Source organism: Parasediminibacterium paludis, from assembly GCF_042651445.1.
Taxonomy (GTDB): Bacteria; Bacteroidota; Bacteroidia; order Chitinophagales; family Chitinophagaceae; genus Parasediminibacterium; species Parasediminibacterium paludis.
On the sequence record NZ_JBHSDC010000029.1, the window covers coordinates 98487 to 121977 of the forward strand.

Annotated in this window: 22 protein-coding genes; 15 read left to right on the top strand and 7 right to left on the bottom strand. The window is 37.5% G+C overall.

Annotated features, from left to right (window positions below; genetic code table 11):
* The first annotated feature begins 16 nt into the window (after positions 1-16).
* Positions 17-919: an outer membrane beta-barrel protein gene (locus tag ACFOW1_RS14335; RefSeq protein WP_379015193.1), complete on the top strand. Its 903-nt coding sequence runs from the start codon at positions 17-19 to the stop codon at positions 917-919.
* A 206-nt stretch (positions 920-1125) separates the two neighbouring features.
* A complete protein-coding gene (locus ACFOW1_RS14340; RefSeq protein ID WP_379015194.1) occupies positions 1126-1653 on the top strand; it encodes a L,D-transpeptidase family protein in 528 nt (175 codons plus the stop codon).
* Positions 1654-1662: 9 nt separating this feature from the next.
* On the opposite strand, the gene murA is transcribed toward ACFOW1_RS14340, so the two are convergent.
* Positions 1663-2970, bottom strand: a complete 1308-nt coding sequence (murA, locus tag ACFOW1_RS14345; protein ID WP_379015196.1) for a UDP-N-acetylglucosamine 1-carboxyvinyltransferase — start codon at positions 2968-2970, stop codon at positions 1663-1665.
* Positions 2971-3114: 144 nt separating this feature from the next.
* Positions 3115-3906, bottom strand: coding sequence for a DUF4290 domain-containing protein (locus ACFOW1_RS14350; protein ID WP_379015198.1), 792 nt, complete (start codon positions 3904-3906; stop codon positions 3115-3117).
* A gap of 156 nt (positions 3907-4062) precedes the next feature.
* On the opposite strand from ACFOW1_RS14350, the gene ACFOW1_RS14355 reads away from it, so the two are divergent.
* From ACFOW1_RS14355 to ACFOW1_RS14370, 4 genes are all read left to right on the top strand, one after another.
* Complete coding sequence (locus tag ACFOW1_RS14355; RefSeq protein WP_379015199.1) at positions 4063-4620, top strand: DNA-3-methyladenine glycosylase I; 558 nt, start codon at positions 4063-4065, stop codon at positions 4618-4620.
* Positions 4602-5162 (top strand): AAA family ATPase, encoded by a 561-nt coding sequence (locus ACFOW1_RS14360; protein WP_379015200.1) that lies wholly within the window; start codon positions 4602-4604, stop codon positions 5160-5162. Before ACFOW1_RS14355 ends, ACFOW1_RS14360 begins: the two co-directional genes overlap by 19 nt.
* A gap of 129 nt (positions 5163-5291) precedes the next feature.
* Positions 5292-6350: an efflux RND transporter periplasmic adaptor subunit gene (locus tag ACFOW1_RS14365; protein ID WP_379015202.1), complete on the top strand. Its 1059-nt coding sequence runs from the start codon at positions 5292-5294 to the stop codon at positions 6348-6350.
* Positions 6351-6586: 236 nt separating this feature from the next.
* The gene (locus ACFOW1_RS14370) at positions 6587-9661 is read left to right on the top strand and encodes an efflux RND transporter permease subunit (protein ID WP_379015204.1); all 3075 of its coding nucleotides are present in this window, start codon (positions 6587-6589) and stop codon (positions 9659-9661) included.
* A gap of 107 nt (positions 9662-9768) precedes the next feature.
* Here ACFOW1_RS14370 and mqnC read toward each other — a convergent pair whose 3' ends face one another.
* Positions 9769-10893 (bottom strand): cyclic dehypoxanthinyl futalosine synthase, encoded by a 1125-nt coding sequence (gene mqnC / locus ACFOW1_RS14375; protein WP_379015205.1) that lies wholly within the window; start codon positions 10891-10893, stop codon positions 9769-9771.
* A 106-nt stretch (positions 10894-10999) separates the two neighbouring features.
* Here mqnC and ACFOW1_RS14380 point away from each other — a divergent pair, with 106 nt between their 5' ends.
* From ACFOW1_RS14380 to ACFOW1_RS14390, 3 genes are read left to right on the top strand one after another with little or no spacing between them, the layout of a single operon-like run.
* The gene (locus ACFOW1_RS14380; protein ID WP_379015206.1) at positions 11000-12430 is read left to right on the top strand and encodes a serine hydrolase domain-containing protein; all 1431 of its coding nucleotides are present in this window, start codon (positions 11000-11002) and stop codon (positions 12428-12430) included.
* 55 nt (positions 12431-12485) lie between these two features.
* On the top strand, positions 12486-13703 hold the full coding sequence (locus tag ACFOW1_RS14385; RefSeq protein ID WP_379015207.1) for an aspartyl protease family protein: 1218 nt from the start codon (positions 12486-12488) through the stop codon (positions 13701-13703).
* Between the two features lie 38 nt (positions 13704-13741).
* Positions 13742-14533 carry a glycoside hydrolase family 25 protein gene (locus ACFOW1_RS14390; protein WP_379015209.1) on the top strand — a complete coding sequence of 264 codons (792 nt, stop codon included), beginning with the start codon at positions 13742-13744 and terminating at the stop codon, positions 14531-14533.
* Between the two features lie 289 nt (positions 14534-14822).
* Here ACFOW1_RS14390 and ACFOW1_RS14395 read toward each other — a convergent pair whose 3' ends face one another.
* Entirely contained in the window at positions 14823-15209 is a 387-nt protein-coding gene (locus tag ACFOW1_RS14395; protein ID WP_379015211.1) for a VanZ family protein, read from the bottom strand.
* Between the two features lie 323 nt (positions 15210-15532).
* On the opposite strand from ACFOW1_RS14395, the gene rho reads away from it, so the two are divergent.
* The 6 genes from rho to mgrA all read left to right on the top strand — a co-directional run bounded on the left by rho (position 15533) and on the right by mgrA (position 20543).
* Positions 15533-17263, top strand: a complete 1731-nt coding sequence (rho, locus tag ACFOW1_RS14400) for a transcription termination factor Rho (protein ID WP_449302624.1) — start codon at positions 15533-15535, stop codon at positions 17261-17263.
* A gap of 144 nt (positions 17264-17407) precedes the next feature.
* Entirely contained in the window at positions 17408-17563 is a 156-nt protein-coding gene (gene rpmH / locus ACFOW1_RS14405) for a 50S ribosomal protein L34 (protein WP_379015212.1), read from the top strand.
* Between the two features lie 113 nt (positions 17564-17676).
* A complete protein-coding gene (locus ACFOW1_RS14410) occupies positions 17677-18081 on the top strand; it encodes a ribonuclease P protein component (RefSeq protein ID WP_379015214.1) in 405 nt (134 codons plus the stop codon).
* Positions 18056-18286 carry a membrane protein insertion efficiency factor YidD gene (yidD, locus tag ACFOW1_RS14415; RefSeq protein ID WP_379015215.1) on the top strand — a complete coding sequence of 77 codons (231 nt, stop codon included), beginning with the start codon at positions 18056-18058 and terminating at the stop codon, positions 18284-18286. Before ACFOW1_RS14410 ends, yidD begins: the two co-directional genes overlap by 26 nt.
* A 130-nt stretch (positions 18287-18416) precedes the next feature.
* Entirely contained in the window at positions 18417-19463 is a 1047-nt protein-coding gene (locus ACFOW1_RS14420; RefSeq protein WP_379015216.1) for a nucleoid-associated protein, read from the top strand.
* An 87-nt stretch (positions 19464-19550) separates the two neighbouring features.
* A complete protein-coding gene (gene mgrA, locus ACFOW1_RS14425; protein ID WP_379015218.1) occupies positions 19551-20543 on the top strand; it encodes an L-glyceraldehyde 3-phosphate reductase in 993 nt (330 codons plus the stop codon).
* 78 nt (positions 20544-20621) lie between these two features.
* Here the strand turns inward: mgrA and ACFOW1_RS14430 are convergent, their stop codons facing one another.
* The 3 genes from ACFOW1_RS14430 to ACFOW1_RS14440 all read right to left on the bottom strand — a co-directional run bounded on the left by ACFOW1_RS14430 (position 20622) and on the right by ACFOW1_RS14440 (position 23469).
* A complete protein-coding gene (locus ACFOW1_RS14430; RefSeq protein ID WP_379015220.1) occupies positions 20622-20828 on the bottom strand; it encodes a hypothetical protein in 207 nt (68 codons plus the stop codon).
* A gap of 71 nt (positions 20829-20899) precedes the next feature.
* Positions 20900-21556, bottom strand: coding sequence for a phosphatidylserine decarboxylase family protein (locus tag ACFOW1_RS14435; protein ID WP_379015222.1), 657 nt, complete (start codon positions 21554-21556; stop codon positions 20900-20902).
* 473 nt (positions 21557-22029) lie between these two features.
* On the bottom strand, positions 22030-23469 hold the full coding sequence (locus tag ACFOW1_RS14440; RefSeq protein WP_379015224.1) for an MBL fold metallo-hydrolase: 1440 nt from the start codon (positions 23467-23469) through the stop codon (positions 22030-22032).
* Positions 23470-23491 lie beyond the last annotated feature (22 nt).

Sequence of the window (23491 nt, forward strand, 5' to 3'; positions counted from 1 at the left end):
TAAAACTAGATTGACGATGAAACATTTCCACGTTTTAGCAGCCATGCTTTTGGCTTGCACCATAACTTTTGCTCAAACTGATACTACAAAAAAAGAAGCTACTGTAGATACTATTAAAGTAGGCAATTTTATTATTATAAAAAAAGATAAAACCAATGCACAAGACAGTGCTTACAACACTGGCAAAAATGTGGGTAAAGGCAAAACCAACATCACAATTAATATCGGTGGCGGAAACAATAGTAGTAGCAACAAAAAGAAATCAAATATTAGTACCAATTGGTGGATTTTTGATATTGGCTTCGCAAATTATAGAGACCAAACAACCTATCCTCTGGCACAATCTGGCGGTTATTTAAAACAAATAGGTAATAGTGCTAAAGTGGATGCTAATACTAACAATTTAAATGCTGGAAAGTCAAGTAACTTCAATATTTGGTTTTTTATGCAAAAGTTAAATATTGCTCAACATAATTTAAATCTTAAATATGGCCTTGGTTTTGAAATGTACAATTTCCGTTACGAGCGCAGCCTTAGCTACCGCAACGATCCTGTGCCTTACGCTTTTTCTGATACCATTGGTTTTACCAAAAACAAACTATTTGTAAAGTACCTAACCGTACCGTTAATGGTAAACTTTAATGCAACGCCTGAAAAGAAAAAAGGCTTTAGCTTTAGTGCGGGTGTCAGTGCAGGTTATTTAATCAATAGTCGCAACAAACAAATAAGTGCTGAACGCGGTAAAGTAAAAACAAAAGGCGACTTTGATTTAAACCCTTGGCGCTTGGCAGCAATAGGCGAAATTGGTTTAGGTCCAGTTCGTTTATTTGGCTCTTACAGCTTTAATGCCTTACACAAAGATGTTACCCAAATGGAACAATATCCATACTCAGTGGGTGTTAGGTTTAGTAATTGGTAATATTTTTAATTGTTATGTAATAGTAATTGGCCTGCAGATCTTTAATCTGTAGGCCAATTTTCTTTGGAAACTTGCTAAAGCGTAATTGGTAATACAATCGAGTTACTTGCTCCATTTCTTAAATTATCTCTAAATCTGAAAATTTAACAACCCGCAAATAATCTTTTACCGAAATTCACGTTATTAATTACAAATTAATCCACCGAATGAAGTCTCTGCGCAATTTTGCTTTATTGATATTTATTTTAGCAGCAACCACCTCATTTAAGTATTTGGGTACTGCGGGTAAAGATGATTTTTATGTAATTATAGACAAAAGTGATTACGAATTAAAGGTATACGATGCGGCTAATAATTGGCTAGTTACCTATCCTGTTGTATTTGGCAGCAAAGATTTAGGCGATAAATTGGTAGAAGGTGATAGAAAAACACCTGAAGGCACGTTTCATATTGTTGCAAAGCGCCCACACGCAAAGTGGGAAAGATTTTTATCTATAGATTATCCAAATGCAGAGAGTTATCAAAAATTTAATGAACGTAAAGCACAAGGTATTATTCCTGCTAATGCTAAGATTGGCGGCTCAATAGGTATTCATGGTACATGGCCGCATGAAGAGTTTGCCGTAGACCTATATCAAAATTGGACCATGGGTTGTGTAAGTACCAAGAATGAATATATTGACAAATTATTCGACGTACTACCTGTTGGTACAAGAGTGATTATTCAGCGCTAGTTGAGAATTTTATCCAACTCTAGTTATATCCGCACCCAAGTTTTTCAACCTTGTATCTATGTATTGGTAGCCTCTATCTATTTGTTCAATATTTTGAATCGTGCTTTTTCCTTCAGCACTTAAAGCCGCAATTAACAATGCTTGTCCCGCTCTAATATCTGGGCTACTCATCGTAATACCTCGCAACGGGTATCTTCTACCTAAGCCAATAACTGTTGCACGGTGAGGATCACATAAGATAATCTGCGCACCCATATCTATTAATTTATCTACAAAAAACAAACGGCTTTCAAACATCTTTTGGTGAATTAACACACTACCTACTGCTTGTGTTGCCACTACCAGCATAATGCTAATTAGGTCGGGTGTAAAGCCTGGCCAAGGATGGTCATAAATGGTTAAGATACCACCATCTAAAAATGTAGCTACTTCATATTTATCTTGCTCTGGCACCACAATATCATCCCCTTCTATCGAAAATTTAATACCCATTTGGGCAAACTTATCTGGTATTACACCCAAGTGTTGTACACCGGCATTTTTAATGGTGATATTGCTTTGCGTCATCGCCGCAAGGCCAATAAAACTCCCTACTTCTATCATATCGGGTAGCATGGTATGTTCTGTGCCGCCAAGTGTTGCTACGCCTTCAATTACCACCATGTTACTACCAATACCACTAATTTTTGCACCCATCCTATTCAGCATTTTACATAACTGTTGCAAATAAGGTTCGCAGGCTGCATTGTAAATAGTAGTGATGCCTTCGGCTAAAACTGCCGCCATTACAATATTGGCGGTTCCTGTTACAGAAGGCTCGTCAAGCAACATATAAGCACCTTGTAGTTTTGGTGCAGTAAGTTTAAAAAAATGCAATTGTTCGTCATACTCAAACTTTGCGCCTAGCTTTTCAAAACCAATAATGTGCGTGTCCAAGCGTCTTCTACCAATTTTATCGCCACCAGGCTTAGGTATATAAGCTTTTTTAAACCTTGCCAACATAGGGCCAGCCAACATTACAGAGCCACGGAGTTTACCACCTTTATGTCTAAATTCTTCCGAAGCTAGGTAGTCAATATCTATTTCGTCGGCATTAAATGTGCAACTATGGCGGCTTAATCTATCTACTTTTACACCCATATCTTGCAAAAGTTCTATCAGTAAGTTCACGTCTACAATATCTGGGATGTTGTGTATGGTAATGCTTTCTGAGCTTAATACTACTGCACTCAATATCTGTAACGCCTCGTTTTTGGCGCCTTGTGGTGTAATGTCTCCTTGTAGTTTATTGCCGCCAATTACTTGAAATGATGCCATGGTAATGGTTAAAAAGTTGAGCGGTAAATGTAAGAAGTTGGTGCGATGTTCTTTAATTTGAAACCTGGTTAGTGAATAAGTTGGTAAAACAAAAAAGCACCGATAGTTCTATCGATGCTTTTGTTTACTATGCACGTAAAAAAACTAGTAGCGTTTTTTAAAATTTCTATTATTGTTGTTTCTGTTAGATGCAGGGGCATTACCATTTGGTCTATTGCCACCTTCACGTTGTGGGCCAGCGCTTCTATCTCTATTGCCAGTAGGTCTATTGCCATTACCACTTTGTGGTCGGTTATTGTTATTATTTCTACCGTTAAAGTTTTGTCTGCGGTTATTGTTATTTCTGCCATTACCAAATTCTTCGCGCTCAAAACCAGCATTAGCGCGATGCTTGATAAATGGTGTGGCGCTAAATTCTAAAGCACCATCGGTAATAATATTAAGCTCAGTTCTTATCGTATCGTCGTGTACCAGTTCTTTGTGCCAGTTACTATAAGTGAGCTTCATGTAGTAGGCAATGGAATTGGCAAAGCCTACTTTCTTTTCTGCATCTTCTTCTTTTAAAGCCTTGTCTATCACCATTTCTAGGTTTTTGCCAAGGTGTGCATATTTAGGGTAGCGGCGCGGATATTTCATCGGCTCGCCTTTCAGCTTATAGGTTTCTTTTTGTGGAATTGGGTAAGGGCTATCTACATCTAATTTAAAATCACTGATGGCAAATAAGTGATCCCAAAGCATGTGTCTGAAATCATCTACGTTACGTAAATGTGGGTTTAAAAACCCCATCAATTCTATGACTGCTTTGGCTTGTAAATTGCGCTTATCTCTGTCCTCAATTGTCATTACATATTCTACCATACGTTGCATATGGCGACCGTATTCACGCAGCCCTAAGTGGTTACGCTCGGTATTGTATTCCATCATTGTAAATCTCATAACGTTACAAATGTAAGCATTGCGCCTTTTGAATAAGAAATTTTATGTTATTGGTAACAGTTATTGCTTATCTAGTTCAATCTATCATTTTTACTTGCCAACCTACTACCTTTGGCGCGCCGAGCAATTTAAGTATTTACAAGCCACCAAACTATTATGGATGCACCTAAAACCTACTGTGATTATGTTAGCACATTAGAAGATAGCAATGTGCACAAAATTTATCATGATTTGCACTATGGCTTTCCTATTCACGATGATAATGAGTTGTTTTGTCGGTTAATACTAGAAATAAATCAAGCCGGTCTTAGTTGGAGCACGATTTTAAACAAGCAATCAAATTTTCGCAAAGCGTACCATCACTTTGATATCAAAAAAGTAGCGGCTTATCAAGAGGCTGATGTTACCCGTTTATTAAACGATGCGGGTATTATTCGCAATAAATTGAAAATATACGCAGCCATACATAATGCCAATAGCATACTTGACTTACAAAAAGAACATGGCAGTTTTAAAGCATGGCTCGATAAACACCATCCTAAAACCAAGGAAGCATGGATGAAGCTGTTTAAACAACATTTTAAGTTTACAGGTGGCGAAATAGTTAATGAGTTTTTAATGAGTACGGGTTATTTACCAGGCGCTCATACCGCCGATTTTGCCATTTACCACCAAGTATTAAAAGCAAATCCAGCATGGCAGAACCACCAATAAAACGCATCGTCGTAATTGGTCCAGAAAGTACTGGAAAAAGTACTTTGACAGAACAATTAGCGGCACACTATCAAACGGCTGCTTGTGCCGAATATGCTAGAGAATATTTATATGCAAATGGCACTGCGTATACCTTTGATGATTTGCTAACAATAGCGCAGGGGCAAATTGCGCTTGAAGAAGCCGCGGTGGCAAGTGTGAGTAATACTGCTACTAAGGGTATACAACCTGTATTTATAGATACAGATATGTACGTTATGAAAGTATGGTGCGAGTATGTATTTGGCAAATGTCACCAGTTTATTTTAGACCAAATAGCGGCACGACCATACGATTTGTACTTGCTCTGTAATATCGATTTGCCTTGGGTAAAAGATGAACTCCGTGAATACCCCGACGAAGCCCCAAGAAAAGAACTGTATCATATTTATAAAGATTTGCTTATCAACCAATCTACACCTTGGGTAGATATTAGTGGTAATTACGAACAACGTTTGCAAACAGCGATTCATACAGTCAATCAATTATTAAACACATCTTAAATACCTATTTATTTACTCTAATTAGGGGCATTACTCACTGTATTTTCCATTCATCCTAAACTTAACTAGCAGCAATGGCAAATGCATTTATCTTTAAATCTCATTTTAGCCAACCCATATTTATTTTGTATGATAAATAAATTTCTCTCTTTAACTACCATTGTTCTTTTAGTAGCCACCGTAAGTTGTAAAAACAAGCAAGACGACAAAAAACCAACTACAACACCGCTTACAGTGGTAGATGTGTTAGTAGCATCGGCTCAGAAAATAAGTAATACTGTAGAAGTGAACGGTACCGTAGTAGCTGCAGAGTATGTAGAACTTCATCCAGAAGTTAGTGGTAGACTTACCTACTTAAATGTACCAGAAGGTAGTCGTATAGAAAAAGGTACTTTAATGGCTAAAATAAATGATGCCGACTTGCAAGCACAGATTGCTAAAACCAAAGTGCTGCTAGAACTTGCCCAAAAAACAGAAGAACGCTATAGAAAATTATTATCTGTAAATGGTATTAACCAAGCCGACTATGATGCCATACTCAATCAAGTAAATGGGTATAAGGCAGATTTGGTATATACACAGGCTTTGATAGATAAAACAGTGGTAAAAGCACCATTTAGCGGCATAGTAGGCTTGCGCCAAATAAGCCCCGGCGCTTTTGTAACAACCGCTTCTATTATTGCTACCATACAGCAGGTAGATAAATTAAAAGTAGACCTTACCATACCAGAAACCTATGCTAAAATGTTGCATAAAGGGAATACGATAGATGTGGTATTAGATAATGGCACAGGCGCAAAGCAAAAAGCGACCATCCTAGCGGTAGAACCACAAGCCAACCTTGCTACACGTAACCTTAAAGTACGCGCTATACTTGATAATGGCAGGGCTAATCCTGGTGGCTTTGTAAAAGCCTATTTAGATGCAGGAGACGACAATAACGCCGTTTTGATACCTACCAATTGCCTAATACCAGACGATAAAAACAACCAAGTCATTGTTATAAAAGGTGGTAAGGCAGAATTTATACCTGTTAAAACTGGTGTAAGACAAGCCAATTTGGTAGAAATCACCGATGGTGTAAAAGCAGGCGATACTGTTGTGGTAACAGGTGTACTATTTGCAAGACCAAAAGCCAAACTTAAAATACGTAGTGTAAAGCAGTTAAAAGATTTGAACCCACAATAAATACTGTTTAAACAGTTGTAAAATGTGGTCAGCCAAGTTGGCGGAAGCAAAAATTGTTGTAAAAAGCGTTCAGCTAAGTTAGCTGACGCTAAAAAGGCATAAAAAAGGATCAGCCATGTTGGCGGAAGCAAAAATTGCTGTAAAAAGCGTTCAGCCAAGTTAGCTGACGTTAAAAAGGCTCAGCCGAGTTGGCGGAAACAAAAACTAGTTATTTGTAAAAGGCATTCAATTTTATTATGAATATTTCTGAATTATCGTTAAAGCGCCCCGTCCTTGCAACGGTTATGAACCTTGCAATTATACTATTTGGTATAGTGGGCTACACCTATTTAGCTGTAAGAGATTATCCCGCCATTGACCCTCCAGTCGTAAACGTAAGTACCAACTATACAGGTGCTAACTCGGATATTATTAGTAACCAAATTACCGAGCCGCTAGAAAAACAAATTAATGGTATACCGGGTATTAGAACCATTACATCGTCTAGTTCGCTTGGTAGTAGTAATATTTCGGTAGAGTTTAATCTTGGGGTTGACTTAGAAGCAGCCGCAAGCGACGTGCGCGACAAAGTAAGTCAGGCGCAACGTAGCTTGCCACAAGATATTGATGCGCCGCCCGTGGTTTCAAAATCTGATGCTAGTAGCGATTTCATCTTAATATTGGCAGTACAAAGCCGTACTAAAAGTTTGATGGAACTCAGTGATTACGCTGAAAATGTATTGCAACAGCAAATTCAGACCATCAACAGTGTAAGTGCGGTAAACATATTTGGACAAAAGCGCTACTCAATGCGCTTGTGGCTTAATCCAGATAAAATGAATACGTTTGGCGTAGCATTTACCGACATTAAAAATGCCCTTTCTACCGAAAATATTGATTTGCCACCAGGCAAAATCTATGGCAACAATACCGAGTTAACCATCCGCACCATTGGTCGTTTAACCTCAGAAAAGGATTTTAGAGATCTGATTATCAGAGAAGATACCGCTGGTATTGTGCGCCTTAGCGATGTAGCAAGGATAGAACTGGGACCAGAAACCTTGGAACAGAGTTGGAAATACAATGGTGTGAATGCCGTAGGGCTTGCGGTAGTGCCACAGCCAGGTGCTAATAATATTGAAATTGCCGATCAGTTTTACAAACGTTTGGAGCAGATAAAAAAGAACAATAAATCTGATATTGAGTTTAAAATTTTAATAGATAATACCATCAATATTCGTAAGTCATTAGAAGAGGTAAAAGAAACCTTATTAATTTCTTTTGGCTTGGTGGTATTAGTTATTTTCTTCTTCTTCAGAAATTGGTTGATAGCAGTACGTCCATTAATAGATATTCCTATTTCGTTGGTGGCTACGTTTTTTATCATGTACATCGCAGGTTTCTCGGTAAATATATTAACCCTACTAGGCATTGTTTTAGCAACGGGCTTGGTGGTAGATGATGGTATTGTGGTTACCGAAAATATTTTTAGAAAGCTAGAAGAAGGTTTACCCATTCGCAAGGCAGCATTAGAAGGTAGTAGGGAAATATTTTTTGCCGTCGTGTCTACGTCTATTACATTGGCAGTGGTGTTTTTACCAGTTATTTTCTTAGAAGGTTTTGTGGGTAGATTGTTCCGCGAGTTTGGTGTAACACTAGCTGCGGCGGTATTAATATCTGCTTTTGTATCGCTTACTATTACACCGGTGCTTAACGTGTATCTAAACAGAAAAGATGCGGGGCATGGTAAGTTTTACGAGCGTACCGAGCCTTTTTTTAAAGGCATGGAAAACGGATACAAACGTTTATTACAAGGTTTTATGCGTGTTCGTTGGGTGGCTTGGGTAATTATTGCAGCGTGTATTTGTATGATATACTTTATTATGAAATCGTTGCAAAGTGAGCTAGCGCCACTTGAAGATAGAAACAGTATTCGCTTTACGGTTACGGCTGCAGAGGGTACCAGCTTTGATGCGATGAACACAATGACTGATAAAATAGCGGACTACTTAAACGATTCGGTGCCTGAACGCGATTTTGTTTTTGCTCGTGTAAGTGGTGGTGGTTCTGGAAGTGCGGTTAATCAGTCGCAGCCGAGGTTAGGGCTTGTAGAACCCGATCAACGTAAGCGCTCGCAAATGGAAATAGCTTCTGATTTGCAGAAAAAACTAGGTCGTTTTAATGATGTGAGAATTTTTCCAGTACAAGAACAAACAATTTCTGTAGGCTTGTCATCAAGGGGTTCGCTACCAGTTCAATTTGTATTACAAAACCTCGAGTTAAGTAAGCTAAAAGAAATTATTCCTAAGTTTTTAGAGGAGGTACGTAAGGATAAAACCTTTTCTAATGCCGATGTTAACCTAAAGTTTAACAAGCCAGAAGTACAATTAACCATCGATAGAACGAAAGTGCGAGACCTTGGCTTGTCTAGCCAAGATGTGGTATCAGCAATACAGAGTGCGTTTAGTGGTGGTAGATTGGCTTATTTTATCATGAAGGGCTACCAATACCAAGTGATTGCCCAAGTAGAACGCGATAGCCGTAACCAGCCAGATGATATTTCTAAATTGTATGTACGCAATAAGAATGGTGATAATATTCCTTTAAGCTCGGTAGTGCATCTAGAATCTAGTAGTAACCCAGCTACATTGTACAATTTTAACCGTTACAAAGCAGCTACTATTTCTGCTTCATTAGCCGAAGGCAAAACCATTGGCGATGGTATTGATGCGATGAATGCCATTGCCAAACGCTTATTAGATGAATCCTTCCAAACCGCGTTGAGTGGTCCATCGCGTGATTATGCGGAAAGTAGTTCTAATATTGTATTTGCCTTTGGTTTGGCTTTAATATTGATTTACTTGGTATTAGCCGCGCAGTTTGAAAGTTTTATCGATCCATTTACCATAATGATTACCGTACCATTGGCATTAAGTGGTGCCTTACTTAGTTTGTATTTATTCAAGCAGACCATCAATATCTTCTCAGAAATTGGTATGATTATGTTGATAGGCTTGGTAACTAAAAATGGTATCTTGATAGTAGAGTTTGCCAACCAGAAACGTGAACTAGGCCTCAGTAAAATGGAAGCGGTGATAGAAGCTTCGCAGCAACGTTTACGCCCTATCTTAATGACAAGTTTGGCTACCTCATTAGGTGCCTTACCTATTGCCCTAAGTTTAGGTGCAGGTAGTACAAGCCGTATACCATTAGGTATTGTAATCGTAGGCGGTATCCTATTTTCATTGATACTTACCCTATTTGTAATACCTGCGGTATACAGCTATTTTAGCGGTAAGCACCAAGCCAAAAAAGTAGATGTGACTGAATAAACAAACATAATTTCCTACAAAAAAGGCTGCCGAATTCGGCAGCCTTTTTTGTAAGGTTAAGTCTCTTTCTATTTATAATACCAGTGAAACTAAATTAAGATAATCTCCTAATAATCTATCACCTGTTCTTCAATCATACTAGGTATTTCTCGCCACTCGTATTGTTGTGTGCGTAGTTGTGGTTCAAAGCCAGCTTCTTTAATGGCTTCTTGTATGCTTTTGTAGGTAAAGCGGTGTGGCGCACCGGCGGCACTTACCACATTTTCCTCTAACATAATGCTACCAAAATCGTTAGCACCACCATGTAAAGTTATTTGTGCAGTTTGCTTGCCCACTGTAAGCCAGCTTGCTTGTATGTTTTTAATATTTGGTAGCATGATACGGCTAATGGCAATCATGCGTATGTATTCGTCTGGCGTGGTTAGGTTTTGTACACCACGTATTCTAGTCAAAAGGGTATCTACATCTTGAAACGTCCAAGGGATAAATGCTAAAAAGCCTTTGGCGTTTTCTGGTTTCTTGGCTTGTATCTCCCTAATTTTTACTAAGTGTATAAAACGTTCTTCTAGGGTTTCTACATGGCCGAACATCATAGTGGCGCTAGTGGTAATATCTAGATTGTGGGCTTGGTGCATAATTTCTAGCCATTCATCAGCACCGCATTTGCCTTTACTAATTAAACGTCTTACCTTATCTACCAATATTTCGGCGCCTGCACCTGGCAAGCTATCCATACCAGCTTCTTTCAATGCTTTTAACACCTCATGGTGAGTACTTTTTTCAAGTTTGGTGATGTGGGCTACTTCTGGTGGTCCTAAAGCATGTATTTTAATGGTAGGAAACTCTTGTTTGATGGCTTTAAACGTATCTACATAAAACTGCAAGCCTAAATCTGGATGGTGGCCACCTTGCAGTAATAATTGATCACCACCCCATTTTAAGGTTTCGGTGATCTTCTTACGGTAAGTAGGCATATCGGTAATATAAGCTTCTGCATGGCCTGGTATCCGGTAGAAATTGCAAAACTTACAGTTGGCAATACATACGTTTGTTGTGTTTACGTTTCTATCTATTTGCCAAGTGACTTTGCCATGTGGTACTTGTATTTTGCGCAGTTCGTCTGCTACATTCATTAATTCGGTTAATGGCGCATTTTCAAATAAAAACATGCCTTCCTCTATGCTCAAAAACTCAAAGCGCAGGGCTTTTTGGTACAAATCTGCTAGCTGCATACGATACTATTTAAATCTATCAACAAAGGTAAGGGCGCATTGTTGCAAACCTGCGGCATTGGCATGGTTTAAATAGGTATTTTTATGGTTGTAAAATATATGTTTCATGAAATGTCTAATGTCTCTCTGCTTTTTTTGCTGTGTATTCTTACAAGTGCAAGCGCAACAACCAACCACTATCCAAGAAATTAAAACTGATAGTGTTGCCCAGAAATTATTACAATATTTAGCCCATAAGCAAGCAGATAGTGCTTATACATTAGCAGGTGAAGCCTTTAAAAAAGCCTTACCTCATGATACATGGATAGCAGTATGCGAAAAGCAATTGTATGGCCTAATGCCTTTTAGAAATATTAGTTTTTTGCGCAGCAAAAATGGCATTAATAAGTATAAAATGGATGGTATTGTGCCGCTACAACTATTGATAAGCTTAGATAATACAGATAAAATACAAGTATTTTTAATTCAGCCGTTTCAAGATGATACACGAAAAAAAGTGCCGTCGGCTACCGATAATGCTAAGCAAACATCACTAGATAAAACGGTAGATACCCTGCTTGAAAATTACATAAACACTTTAGGTAATGTGGGCGCTAGTGTGGGCATTTATATAAATGGAAAAGATTATTTTTATAATTATGGCGAAACGGCTAAAGACAATAAACAATTGCCTACTAATGCCACTTTATATGAAATTGGATCTATCACCAAAACCTTTACAGCTACTTTATTAGCGAAAGCGGTAATAGATAAAAAACTACATTTGGAGGATGCCATTACCAAATATTTACCTGATAGCGTAGCTGCTAATACTGACTTGCAAGCAATAACCCTGCAACAACTCAGCAACCACAGTTCTGGTTTGCCACGCATGCCGATTAATATCAGCTTTACAGTTACCAACTACCTGCAACCTTATGAGAACTACGATAATGCAGCACTATTTGCTTTTTTAAAACAGTTCAAGGCAACGCGTAAGCCCGGCGTTACGTATGAGTATAGTAATCTTGCGGTAGGCCTACTTGGGGTAATACTAGAACGCATTTACAACAAATCCTACGAGCAATTGGTATTGGAACAAATAGCCAAACCAGTAGGCCTTAACAATACTAAAATAACCCTAACACAACAAGACAGCACCTTACTAGCACAAGGTTATAACGAAAAAGGGGAAGCTGTACCTGCTTGGCGTTTTAAAAGTTTGGCGGCTTGCGGCGCTATCAAAAGCAATGCAGCAGATTTATTGCGGTATGGTAAGCAGCAATTGGCGGTGTTTAAAAGTCCTTTGCAGGCGTATAACCAATTGGCACACCAACCAACTTTTAGTGATGGTGTGCAAAAAGTAGCGCTTGGTTGGCACTTTTTAGTAGAGGATGCAGATGTGGTGTGGCAGCATGGTGGTGGTACATATGGTTGTAGAACCATGTTGTGTGTTAATGAGGCGAAAGGCATAGTAGTAACTGTACTTACTAATAATGCTACCAATGGCGACGCACTTGGGATTAAACTATTACAAGCGCTAGAGCGTTTAAAATAGGCTAAAAATAGATTGCTTAATAAATGCTTCTACATAAGTATGACTTGCTACTAATATGAAATTGCAACAGCTATATTGTACGTCGAAATTATTGCTATTCTATGTGGCAATAATTGCTTGTTATAATGTTGCTGCACAAGAAGAGTTTGTACCACCTCAAGCAACATTGCTTACCAAGTTTTCATTTACACAACTTAGTGGTGGTATTATCATCGTAAGGGCAAGAATAGACGATATAGCTGATACGCTCAATTTTGTATTAGACACAGGTAGTGGTGGCATTTCGTTAGATTCTGAAACGGTGGTTACTTATAAAATGGTTACAGCAATCAGCGATAAAACAATTCGTGGTATTGCAGGTATAAAAACGGTGGCTTTTACCAACAACCATTCCTTGCAATTACCTGGTTTAGCGGTACAACACTTAGATTTTCATATTAATAATTACGACCTGCTCACAAGTGTTTATGGTGTAAAAATAGATGGTATCATAGGCTTTAGCTTTTTTCGTAGGTATATTGTAAAAATAGATTATGACCTTTTAAAAATTGAAATACTTGCGCCAGGAACCATCAAATATCCCAATGGCGGCTATTTGATGAAACCCAATTTTTCTTCACTCGTTTTTCCGCAAGCGCAAATAGCAGATGAACGCGTATTTACCAATCGCTTTATTTTCGACACAGGTGCTGGCTTATGTATGCTATTATCGGAGGATTATGTAACGGATAGTATGGTGTTAAGAAAGAAAAGTAGGCGCTACCCTACTCAAGCCGAAGGGCTTGGTGGTAAAAAAACAATGGATATAACGGTAATTAAATCTGTACAAATTGGTGGTTATAAGTTTAAGAAAGTTCCAGTATATATTTTCGCAGACGATTATAATGTTACAAGCTATCCGCTGCTAGGAGGTTTATTGGGTAACGATTTATTGCGTCGATTTAATATTACATTAAATTACCCCGAACAAAGTATTTACCTAAAGCCCAATAGTCATTTTAAAGATGAATTTGACTATTCTTACACAGGTTTAGGAATTTATCAAATAGAACAAAATATTGTGGTAGTTGATATCATGCCTAATTCGCCAGGCGAAAAAGCTGGCTTTAAACCTGATGATATTATTCTATCTATTGATAATAATTTTAGTAATAATGTACAAGTTTTTAAAACTGCTTTGCAGAATGCGGGGAACATAGTGCGCATTTTGGTACTACGAAAAGGGCAACCTCTGCTGCTAAAATTGCGTATAAAAAATATATTACGTTCGTAGAAATATTTTGGCAAAATGTAACAACATAGTTTTGGCAAATGGCTAAAAAGAAAAAAGCGTCTCCATCAATATTCAAGCGACTATTTGTACTGGTGATCGTATTAGCATCATTAACGATACTAGGATGGTATATTGTAAAAACAATTAAAGAAAAGCAAGCGCTCGCCAAAGCTGAAAATGCCTATTATAAAGCTTTTGGTATCGATTTGCCGCAAGGCTATATCATTCATGGTCTTGATGTTAGCAATTATCAAAATATAATATACTGGCCTTTGGTAAAAGCGATGCATGTAGATTCGGTAGCTATTGGATTTGTATTTATAAAAGCTACAGAAGGGCTTAGCGATGTAGATAGAAATTTTGCTAAAAATTGGCTGGCAACCAAGCAAGTGGGCATTCCACATGGTGCGTATCATTTTTTTCTAGCTACAAAAAATGGCAGTAAACAGGCTAATAACTTTATCAAACAAGTAAATTTGTCTGTTGGCGATTTGCCACCGGTGGTAGATATAGAACAGCTGTATGGTGTCTCTGCCAAAAATATGCGTACACGTTTAAAAGAGTGTCTCACAACATTAGAAGCCCATTATCATGTAAAGCCTATCATTTATACGTATGTAAGCTTTTATAATAGTTATTTAGGTGCCGATTTTAATGATTATCCGTTGTGGGTAGCCCATTATTTAGAACCAGATAAACCCAAAATTTCAAGAGATTGGTTGTTTTGGCAACACAACGAAGGTGGACATGTCAATGGAATCACCCATTCTGTAGATTTTAATGTCTTTAAAGGCGATAGTGCGGCTTTTAAAAAGCTATTGATAAAGTAATAATCCTCATCATCAAGCTCATAAAGTATTAACAATTCTTTTTTAAACGTTTTATCCTTCTTTAAGTCTTTTTTAAGCAATTTTACATCGCAAAAAAAAGTACAAGGTCTTTAAAAGCTGTAACGATTAATTAACAATTGCAGAAAACCTTTGGCATTGTGTTTGCGTAATTATAGATTATAAGTAAGACATAAAATTTTAAATTTTCTCATAAGCAGTTAGTTTTGGTTGCGGCCTCGATTTCCATCGGGGCCAATTTTTTTCAACCCAGTATAATTTTGATAACGTATTAGTTGCTTTTCAATAATACCCTTGCCGCAGAATAACCGATTGCAGAACCCATTAGGTCTGCCAGCATATCCATAACATCACAAGACCTATTTACCACAAAATATTTTTGAATAAATTCTATGGCAATACCGTAAGCAATACATAATATTGCAATGTATAAAAACCATCTTCTACGCTGATTATTATTGTACAATGATGTTTTAAACGGATAGCTAAAAGCAAATACTAAAACTGTAAACAACCCTGTATGAACGATTTTATCGAAGTTAATTTTTTCTGCCCAAGGAAGATTTGGGAGTTCTTGGCCTGGTAAAGTAAATAGGTAAAATGTAAACGCTAAATAAGCAATAGCTGGTAAAAATTCTTTAAAACGTAAGGTTTTCAAGATGATGATTTTGTGCAAAATAAGGGGACTAAGAATAGCCCCCCTCCATCTGAAAAAACCCGCTATTGATTAGCAATTTTGTTAAAACTAGTGCATGATATACGGTAGGCTGAAGTATTAGGTTTGGTAATTAGAAAATTTATTTTGGTTTAAACATTTTGCTGTAACATTGCAGCGGAAACAAACTGACTACTGTTTAGTCATCTCACTAACCCTTCAGTTTTTCTCCTTCCATTTATCAAATAACCGATTTTTAGTTTCAAACTTTGTAAGACTGGGTTCATTACTACAAGTCCTTAGATTTTATTATCTCAAAACAATTTATGTACGACATTTTGCAATTAAACGACATGCTTCTTCCTGAGCTATTAGATGTAGCGGAACAGATGAAACTTACAGATGTAAAAGGATTAGACAAACAAGCACTTGTTTATAAAATATTAGATGGTCAGGCTATCAAGGAAAGCGCCGCTACTGAAGGCGTAGTTCCACGCAAACCACGCGGGCGTAAACCTGCTACTGTAAAAACGGCAACTGCAAATGGTACTGAAGAAGCTGAAATAATGTCTACATCCCCAAAAGAAGCTGAACTGATTACGATACCTTCTGAAACAGTTGAACCAAAAGCTAGCGAAGTCGTTAACACGGAGGCACCTGCTACTAGAGAACCAAGGAAAAGACAGCCCATAAAGCCTGCAAACCGCAAGCCAAAAGTAGAGGTTGATGACTTGCAACTAAGCCTTGCAGAACAAATGCTACAGGCTACCGAAAATAGAATAAGTGATGTAATGCCAGCAGATATTGCACAAAGCATTGCTAATGAAGAAGCACAACAAGAAGGCGAAAACGACATTTCTGAACAAGCACCAGAAACTACAATACAGCAACAACCCGAAAAGCGTCAAAACTTTCGCCGCGAGCCCGTGTTTAATATTGAGTTTGACGGTATTATACCTGGTGAAGGTGTACTAGAAATGATGCCAGATGGTTATGGCTTTTTGCGTTCATCAGATTACAATTATTTAAGCTCGCCAGATGATGTGTATGTGTCTCCAAGCCAAATTAAATTATTTGGTTTAAAAACTGGCGATACCGTTTCAGGTTCTGTGCGTCCACCAAAAGAAGGTGAAAAATATTTTGCCCTATTAAAAGTAGATGGCATTAACGGTAAAAGGCCAGATGAGGTAAGAGACCGTGTACCATTTGACTATTTAACGCCATTATTCCCATTTGAGAAGTTGAACTTGTTCACTTCGCCATCTAATTATAGTACACGTATTATCGATTTGTTTACACCAATTGGTAAAGGTCAGCGTGGTTTAATTGTAGCCCAACCAAAAGTGGGCAAAACCATGTTGTTGAAAGAAGTAGCTAATGCTATTGCAGCCAATCATCCAGAATGCTACTTAATGGTGGTATTAATAGATGAAAGACCAGAGGAGGTAACAGACATGGAAAGAAGTGTAAACGGTGAGGTAATTGCTTCCACGTTTGACGAACCAGCTGAAAAACACGTAAAAGTGAGTGCAATGGCTTTGCAAAAAGCAAAACGCTTGGTAGAATGTGGCCACGATGTAGTAATATTATTAGATAGTATTACACGTTTGGCAAGAGCGCACAATACCGTAGCGCCAAGTAGCGGTAAGGTGTTAAGTGGTGGTGTTGAGGCCAATGCCATGCAAAAGCCAAAACAATTTTTTGGTGCGGCACGCAAAATAGAGAATGGCGGTTCATTAACCATTTTAGCTACAGCCTTAATAGAAACAGGTAGCAAAATGGATGAGGTGATTTTTGAAGAATTTAAGGGTACTGGTAATATGGAATTATTGCTAGATAGAAGATTGGCTAATCGTAGAATTTTCCCGGCTATTGATTTGGTTGGTTCTAGTACCAGACGTGACGACTTATTGCTAGATAAAGATGTATTGTCTCGTATTAATATATTACGCTTGTTTTTAAATGATATGAATACAGAAGAAGCTATGAATGAATTGCTAAAACGTATGCGTGGCACAAAGAGCAATGAAGAGTTTTTAGCGAGTATGAATAGATAAGTTAAATGGGTAAGAAAAAAAATCTTATCCACAGTTTATTATTTAACCGTAAAACCCTACTTTTGCCGTCCTTTCACAAAATAGTGGTAATGGTCGCTACTATATCGTTGAAACAATATTGATGGTTTAGTAAAATTTAAAAGCATGAAACAAACATTTCAACCACATAAAAAACGCCGTAAAACTGTACATGGTTTTCGTAAGCGTATGCAATCTGCAAATGGTCGTAAAGTACTAGCTAGCCGCAGAGCAAAAGGCCGTAAGAAACTTACAGTTTCTAGCGAGAAAGGATTAAAGTAAACAATTACTGCTGCCAAAGAGGTTATTAAATAGATATTTAAGACGGTTACAAGCAATTGTAATCGTCTTTTTTATTGTTACAGTGTTCATCTTATTTTTATGATTTAATTGTTATGGCCACGTTTACTTTTAACAAACACGAAAAACTAAAAAGCAGAAAGCTTACCAAGCAATTATTTGCTGAGGGAAAGTCGTTTTTAGTGTTTCCAATAAAAGTGGTGTACCTGCCAGTAAGTGAGCCATTAGATTTTCCTATAAAAATTGGTGTTAGCGCTAGTAGCCGAACATTTAAACATGCAGTAGATAGAAATCGCATAAAACGTGTGATGCGAGAACAATATCGTTTAAATAAGTTGCCTTTACACGAATATGTTACAGCCAATAATCAGCAAGTTGCTGTTTTTTTCCTTTACATCAATAAAACATTACCCGAAACAGGATTGGTTGAAAAGAAAATGCCCATTATTGTACAAAAATTAATAGCTGCCTTACATGAAACTACTGCTACAACTGCTTAGTTTGCCATTAATAGGGCTTATTAAGTTTTACCAATACATCATTTCGCCAGTGCTAGGGCCAAAATGCCGCTACACACCTACCTGCTCACATTATGGGCTTGCGGCTATAAAAAAATACGGCCCATTTAAAGGTGGTTGGCTAGCTATTAAACGTATTGCTTCTTGCCATCCTTGGGGCGGCCATGGTTATGATCCTCTGCCGTAAATGTTTTCACGCAACGAAACAACGAAGGCAGAGGGCGCAACGAGTAATTTTAAGTGGCTAGCTAAAATTATCTCAGAAATATCATTGTCATCATTTCAATCATTAAAATCAGTGGTCTATCTTCGTTTTTATGACAGGTATAGACAGTGTAGAAATTAGCCAAGCTATTGTTCACAAAGTGGGCAATCCTTCACGTGGCGAAGATTTAAAATTATCAGCCAATACATTATCCTTGAATGATGGCATAGTACGAGGCATTTTGGCTAAGTATTTTTTAGCACCTTTTAATGTAAATGAGCAATACCATTTTACTCATATCAGCGATATTGGCCTTAATGAAGTGTATAGCTATGTGGGGCAAATATTTGACAACCCTAAAAAGTTTGCTTCACAATCGGCTTTACTAGCCACTTTTCTTTACAATAAAAGCACACATGTAAAAGTAAAAGAAGGCGAAATGTATGTGGTGCATTTTAAAAATGTACCCTTTGATACCGAATATGTAGAAGCAATTGGCATATTTAAGAGCGAATCGAAAGAAACCTTTTTAAAAGTATTTCCGCATGGGCAAGGCTGGGAAGTAGCAGCAGAAGATGGCATTAACATTAATAAACTAGATAAGGGTTGTTTAATTTTTAAGGTAAATAAATCAGAAGGTTATGTGGTGTGTGTAGTAGATGCCACCAACAAGCAAAACGACGCACAGTATTGGGTAAACGAATTTCTGCATGTAACACCTTATGCCGATAGCTACCACAGTACTAATAATGTTTTAAGCATGGCTAAGCTATTTATAAGTACTGAAATAGCTGAGCAATTTGACGTTAATAAAAGCGACCAAATAGACATGCTAAACCGTAGTATGGAATATTTTAAAACAAAGGAGAATTTTCAGTTTGAAGAATTTGCCGAAGAAGTGATTCATCACCCTGAAGTAATGGAAGCGTTTTCCAATTATAAGCAGGTGTACGAGCAAGCCAAGCAAGTAGCCATTGATGATGAATTTGCCATTCACGTATCAGCAGTAAAAAAGCAAGAGAAACTGTTTAAAAGCATTTTAAAATTAGATAAAAACTTCCACGTATATATTCATGGGCGCAAAGACCTAATAGAACGTGGTTACGATGAGGTAAAAAGCAAAAACTTTTACACGTTGTATTTTGATGAAGAGTCATAGAACTAGACTATAAACGAAATAAACCGATAGAATAGGATACTTCGTTTCTTGCAAGCATTTATATTTATACACTAAATACGTTTTGCCATGAATTATCAACCAGATAGCAATCGCTATCAAAAAAAAATGCAGTATCGCAAATGCGGTAATAGCGGTATTAAATTGTCTGCTTTGTCACTAGGTCTTTGGCATAATTTCGGGGATGTAGATGTAGTAGACAATTGCAAAGCCATTTTAAAAACAGCCTTCGATAACGGTATTACCCACTTTGACCTAGCCAATAATTATGGCCCGCCTCCTGGTAGTGCTGAAACTAATTTTGGTAAAATTTTAAAAGAAGAATTTAGTGGCTATAGAGATGAAATGATTATTTCATCTAAAGCAGGTTACTATATGTGGCCAGGTCCTTATGGTGAGTGGGGCAGCAAAAAATATTTAGTATCTAGTTTAGATCAAAGTTTAAAACGCATGCAGCTAGACTATGTTGATATTTTTTATCATCATAGGCCAGACCCAGATACACCGCTAGAAGAAACAATGGCAGCTCTAGACTTGTTTGTACGTCAAGGAAAAGCTTTGTATGTTGGCGTGTCTAATTATCCTGCAGACCAAGCTGCTAAAGCTTTTGAAATATTACAACAACTTGGTACGCCTTGTTTAATTCATCAACCAAAGTATTCAATGTTTGACCGCTGGGTGGAAGATGGCTTACTAGATGTATTAGCGCAATATGGCGTGGGCTGTATACCATTTTCGCCATTAGCGCAAGGCTTATTGACCAATAAGTATTTGCATGGCATACCAGAGGGCTCTAGGGCTACAAAAGGTGTGTTTTTAAAGCCCGAACAAATTACCAGTGATATATTAAGCACTATTAAACAACTAAACGAATTAGCTGTTTCCCGCAACCAAACGTTGGCGCAAATGGCATTGGCGTGGTTACTAAAAGATAAGCGAGTAACAAGTGTATTAATTGGCGCTAGTAAACCGGAGCAATTGATAGATTCAATGCAGTGTCTAGACAATTTAGATTTCAGCACAGAAGAGTTGGCCAAAATCGAAACTATTTTAAAGGGCTAATCAAGTATTCGAAAACACAAATAAAAGCGGGCTCAAAACGTACGTTTAGAGCCCGCTTTTATTATCAATTAGCAAAGCTTAGGCTTTTTTAACTGTTGGTTTTGTAGCATTAGCATCCGCAGTTTTACCGTCTTTTTTGTCCATTTTTTTACCACACTCTTTGCCATCCATTTTCTTGCAGCATTCTTTGTCTTTGCTACATTTTTTCTCTTTTTTTCCACCTTCATGTGCCCATACACTTCCCATTACTAAAGTAGCAGCCGCTAGTACAAATAGTTTTTTCATATCGCTTTATTTTTTTTGAATAACTAAAGTAAGCTTCTTTAGGCAATACTGGCAATACACTTTGTTAAAAATTACCAAGTAGCCAAAACTGTAACACCACCTTTTACTACCTCGTTTAGCTGCACATTTATTTTAGTGCCTACTGGCAATAAAATATCTACACGACTACCAAATTTTATAAAACCATATTCCTCTGTTTGTTTTACTTGCTGACCTACAGTGGTGTAATTACAAATTCTTTTAGCCAAAGCACCCGCAATTTGCTTGTACAAAATGGTGCCGTAATTGTTTTTTACCGCAACACTCCAGCGCTCATTTTCTGTAGAGCTTTTAGGGTGCCAAGCCACCAGATATTTGCCCTTATGGTATTGATTATAAATAACTTCACCACTCATCGGGTTGCGGTTTACGTGCACATTGGCTGGGCTCATAAACACACTTACTTGTATGCGTTTATCTTTAAAATATTCTTCATCTACAATTTCTTCAATCACCACTACTTTACCGTCGGCTGGGCAAATAATTTGGTTATCGGCAATGGTTAATGGCCTATTTGGTATTCTAAAAAACGATACCAAAAACAGAAACAAACCAAGTGTAAGCACAAAAATAATAAGTGTAATTGCGGGCCAAGTGCCACTTAAAAATGTAAAGGATAATACATTTAAGATGCCGAATATTAGCGCACCAATACCAATAGATTGGTAACCTTCTCTGTGAATTGTCATGCTGCAAATATGCGAGATTTTTTGCTAAACCGCAGTTATAAGCCGCTTTACAGCATCTTTTATTAGTGTAATTACAATAAAATTATTTTGGCTACCAGCTTTTGCAGTACTATTTAAAGTCCGTGAAGCCTGTGCTGAAATTGACGACGCATCTACACTTGTATACGTTCATCTCGCTCTGTAATCCTGCCAATAGCAAAAGCACACATTATATTAATAGAAGTATTTATGCAAATAGCAAAAGCCAACTGATATACGTATTTGGCAAAAGTCAACTTTACATTAGTATTTGTCTATAAGTAACTATCTAAAGTCTACAATACATTTGTATTTGGTAATATGCAAAAGACATCAGGTGACAATACATAAATTTCAGCTAATATGCGATAGGTAAAGCTTCTAAATATAGTCCTCCAACAAAAAAGCCCACGCAATAGTTACGTGGGCTTTCTAGATAGTATTTAAGCTAGTTTTTAATTTAGTACGGCTTCTGTTTTTTCTATGGTAAATTTATCTTTTAGTTCAAGAATATTCTTCCAGCCGCCGACTATATTTCTAATATTGTGTATGCCTTGGCGTTTTAACAGCGATGATGCAATAACGCTTCTATAACCACCAGCACAATGCACATAAATATTTTGATCATCCTCAAGATTTACCATGCTTGCAGGATCCATCATATCATCTAAAGGAATATTAATAGATTGTTTTAAATGACCATCACCATATTCGGCTTCTTTACGCACATCTACCACCAATAGTTTCTCATCAAAAGGAATGTCCATTGCTAGCTCATCTACTTCGACATCTATTAGCATGTCTATTTTTTCGCCAGCGGCTTGCCAAGCATCAAAACTACCATTAAGATAGCCCACCATTTTCTCAAAACCTACGCGTGCCAGTCTGGTAATGGTTTCCTTTTCTTTGCCTATTTCTGTTATTAAAACAATGCTTTTATCAAACGGTAATAAACTACCAGCCCATTCTGCAAAGCGCCCTTCAAGCCCTATAAATATTGAACCTGGTACAAAACCATTTGTGAAAACATCTGCACGTCTAGTATCTAAAATAATCGCATCATCACTTGCTGAAATAGCCTTAAAAGCCTCTATTGACAGTGGTTTCAGCGCTTTTTCAAATATGCTTGTAAGACTATCATAGCCTTCTTTATTTATTTTTGCGTTAATAGGAAAATATTGAGGTGGTGCAGTTAAGCCTTCTGTTACAGATTTCACAAATTCTTCTACAGTTTGTGGTTGCAAGGCATAGTTAGTGGCTTTTTGCTCGCCAATAGTACTATAGGTTTCAGGACCTAAATTTTTGCCACAACTACTGCCTGCCCCATGCGCTGGATACATAATAATGTCGTCGGCCAAAGGTATAATTTTTTCTTGCAAGCTTTTATAAAGCATTGCTGCTAGGTCTTGTGTAGTTAAAATTTCGCCTTTTTGTGCAAGGTCTGGGCGGCCTACATCACCTACAAACAAGGTATCACCTGTAAAAATAGCATGCGGCTTTTCGTGTGTATCGTATACTAAAAAGCAGCTACTTTCTAATGTATGACCTGGCGTATGCAATACTTTTACTGTAATATCGCCAAGTTTAAATCTTTCGCCATCTTTTGCAACATGTACAGGAAAACTAGTACGTGTATCTGGCCCATAAACAATGGTAGCGCCTGTGGCAGCGGCAAGGTCTAAGTGGCCGCTTACAAAATCGGCATGAAAATGCGTTTCAAAAATATATTTGATAGTTGCTTTGCGCTCGGTGGCAAGTTGTAAGTAATCGTCAATGTCTCTTAATGGATCTATTACAGCGGCTTCGCCATTGCTTTCTATGTAATAAGCTGCTTCGCTAATACAGCCAGTATATAATTGTTGTATAAACATAATTGTACCTGAATATTTCTGCAAAAATAAGCACCTGTTACCTGCA

Coding starts and splice junctions, on each gene's coding strand:
- ACFOW1_RS14420 (WP_379015216.1), top strand. CDS start 18,417: ATGACAGGTATAGACAGTGTAGAAATTAGCCAAGCTATTGTTCACAAA.
- ACFOW1_RS14355 (WP_379015199.1), top strand. CDS start 4,063: ATGGATGCACCTAAAACCTACTGTGATTATGTTAGCACATTAGAAGAT.
- yidD (WP_379015215.1), top strand. CDS start 18,056: ATGAAACTACTGCTACAACTGCTTAGTTTGCCATTAATAGGGCTTATT.
- ACFOW1_RS14335 (WP_379015193.1), top strand. CDS start 17: ATGAAACATTTCCACGTTTTAGCAGCCATGCTTTTGGCTTGCACCATA.
- ACFOW1_RS14365 (WP_379015202.1), top strand. CDS start 5,292: ATGATAAATAAATTTCTCTCTTTAACTACCATTGTTCTTTTAGTAGCC.
- ACFOW1_RS14435 (WP_379015222.1), bottom strand. CDS start 21,556: ATGACAATTCACAGAGAAGGTTACCAATCTATTGGTATTGGTGCGCTA.
- ACFOW1_RS14430 (WP_379015220.1), bottom strand. CDS start 20,828: ATGAAAAAACTATTTGTACTAGCGGCTGCTACTTTAGTAATGGGAAGT.
- rpmH (WP_379015212.1), top strand. CDS start 17,408: ATGAAACAAACATTTCAACCACATAAAAAACGCCGTAAAACTGTACAT.
- ACFOW1_RS14350 (WP_379015198.1), bottom strand. CDS start 3,906: ATGAGATTTACAATGATGGAATACAATACCGAGCGTAACCACTTAGGG.
- ACFOW1_RS14385 (WP_379015207.1), top strand. CDS start 12,486: ATGAAATTGCAACAGCTATATTGTACGTCGAAATTATTGCTATTCTAT.
- mgrA (WP_379015218.1), top strand. CDS start 19,551: ATGAATTATCAACCAGATAGCAATCGCTATCAAAAAAAAATGCAGTAT.
- ACFOW1_RS14360 (WP_379015200.1), top strand. CDS start 4,602: ATGGCAGAACCACCAATAAAACGCATCGTCGTAATTGGTCCAGAAAGT.
- ACFOW1_RS14380 (WP_379015206.1), top strand. CDS start 11,000: ATGAAATGTCTAATGTCTCTCTGCTTTTTTTGCTGTGTATTCTTACAA.
- ACFOW1_RS14370 (WP_379015204.1), top strand. CDS start 6,587: ATGAATATTTCTGAATTATCGTTAAAGCGCCCCGTCCTTGCAACGGTT.
- rho (WP_449302624.1), top strand. CDS start 15,533: ATGTACGACATTTTGCAATTAAACGACATGCTTCTTCCTGAGCTATTA.
- ACFOW1_RS14340 (WP_379015194.1), top strand. CDS start 1,126: ATGAAGTCTCTGCGCAATTTTGCTTTATTGATATTTATTTTAGCAGCA.
- mqnC (WP_379015205.1), bottom strand. CDS start 10,893: ATGCAGCTAGCAGATTTGTACCAAAAAGCCCTGCGCTTTGAGTTTTTG.
- ACFOW1_RS14410 (WP_379015214.1), top strand. CDS start 17,677: ATGGCCACGTTTACTTTTAACAAACACGAAAAACTAAAAAGCAGAAAG.
- ACFOW1_RS14390 (WP_379015209.1), top strand. CDS start 13,742: ATGGCTAAAAAGAAAAAAGCGTCTCCATCAATATTCAAGCGACTATTT.
- murA (WP_379015196.1), bottom strand. CDS start 2,970: ATGGCATCATTTCAAGTAATTGGCGGCAATAAACTACAAGGAGACATT.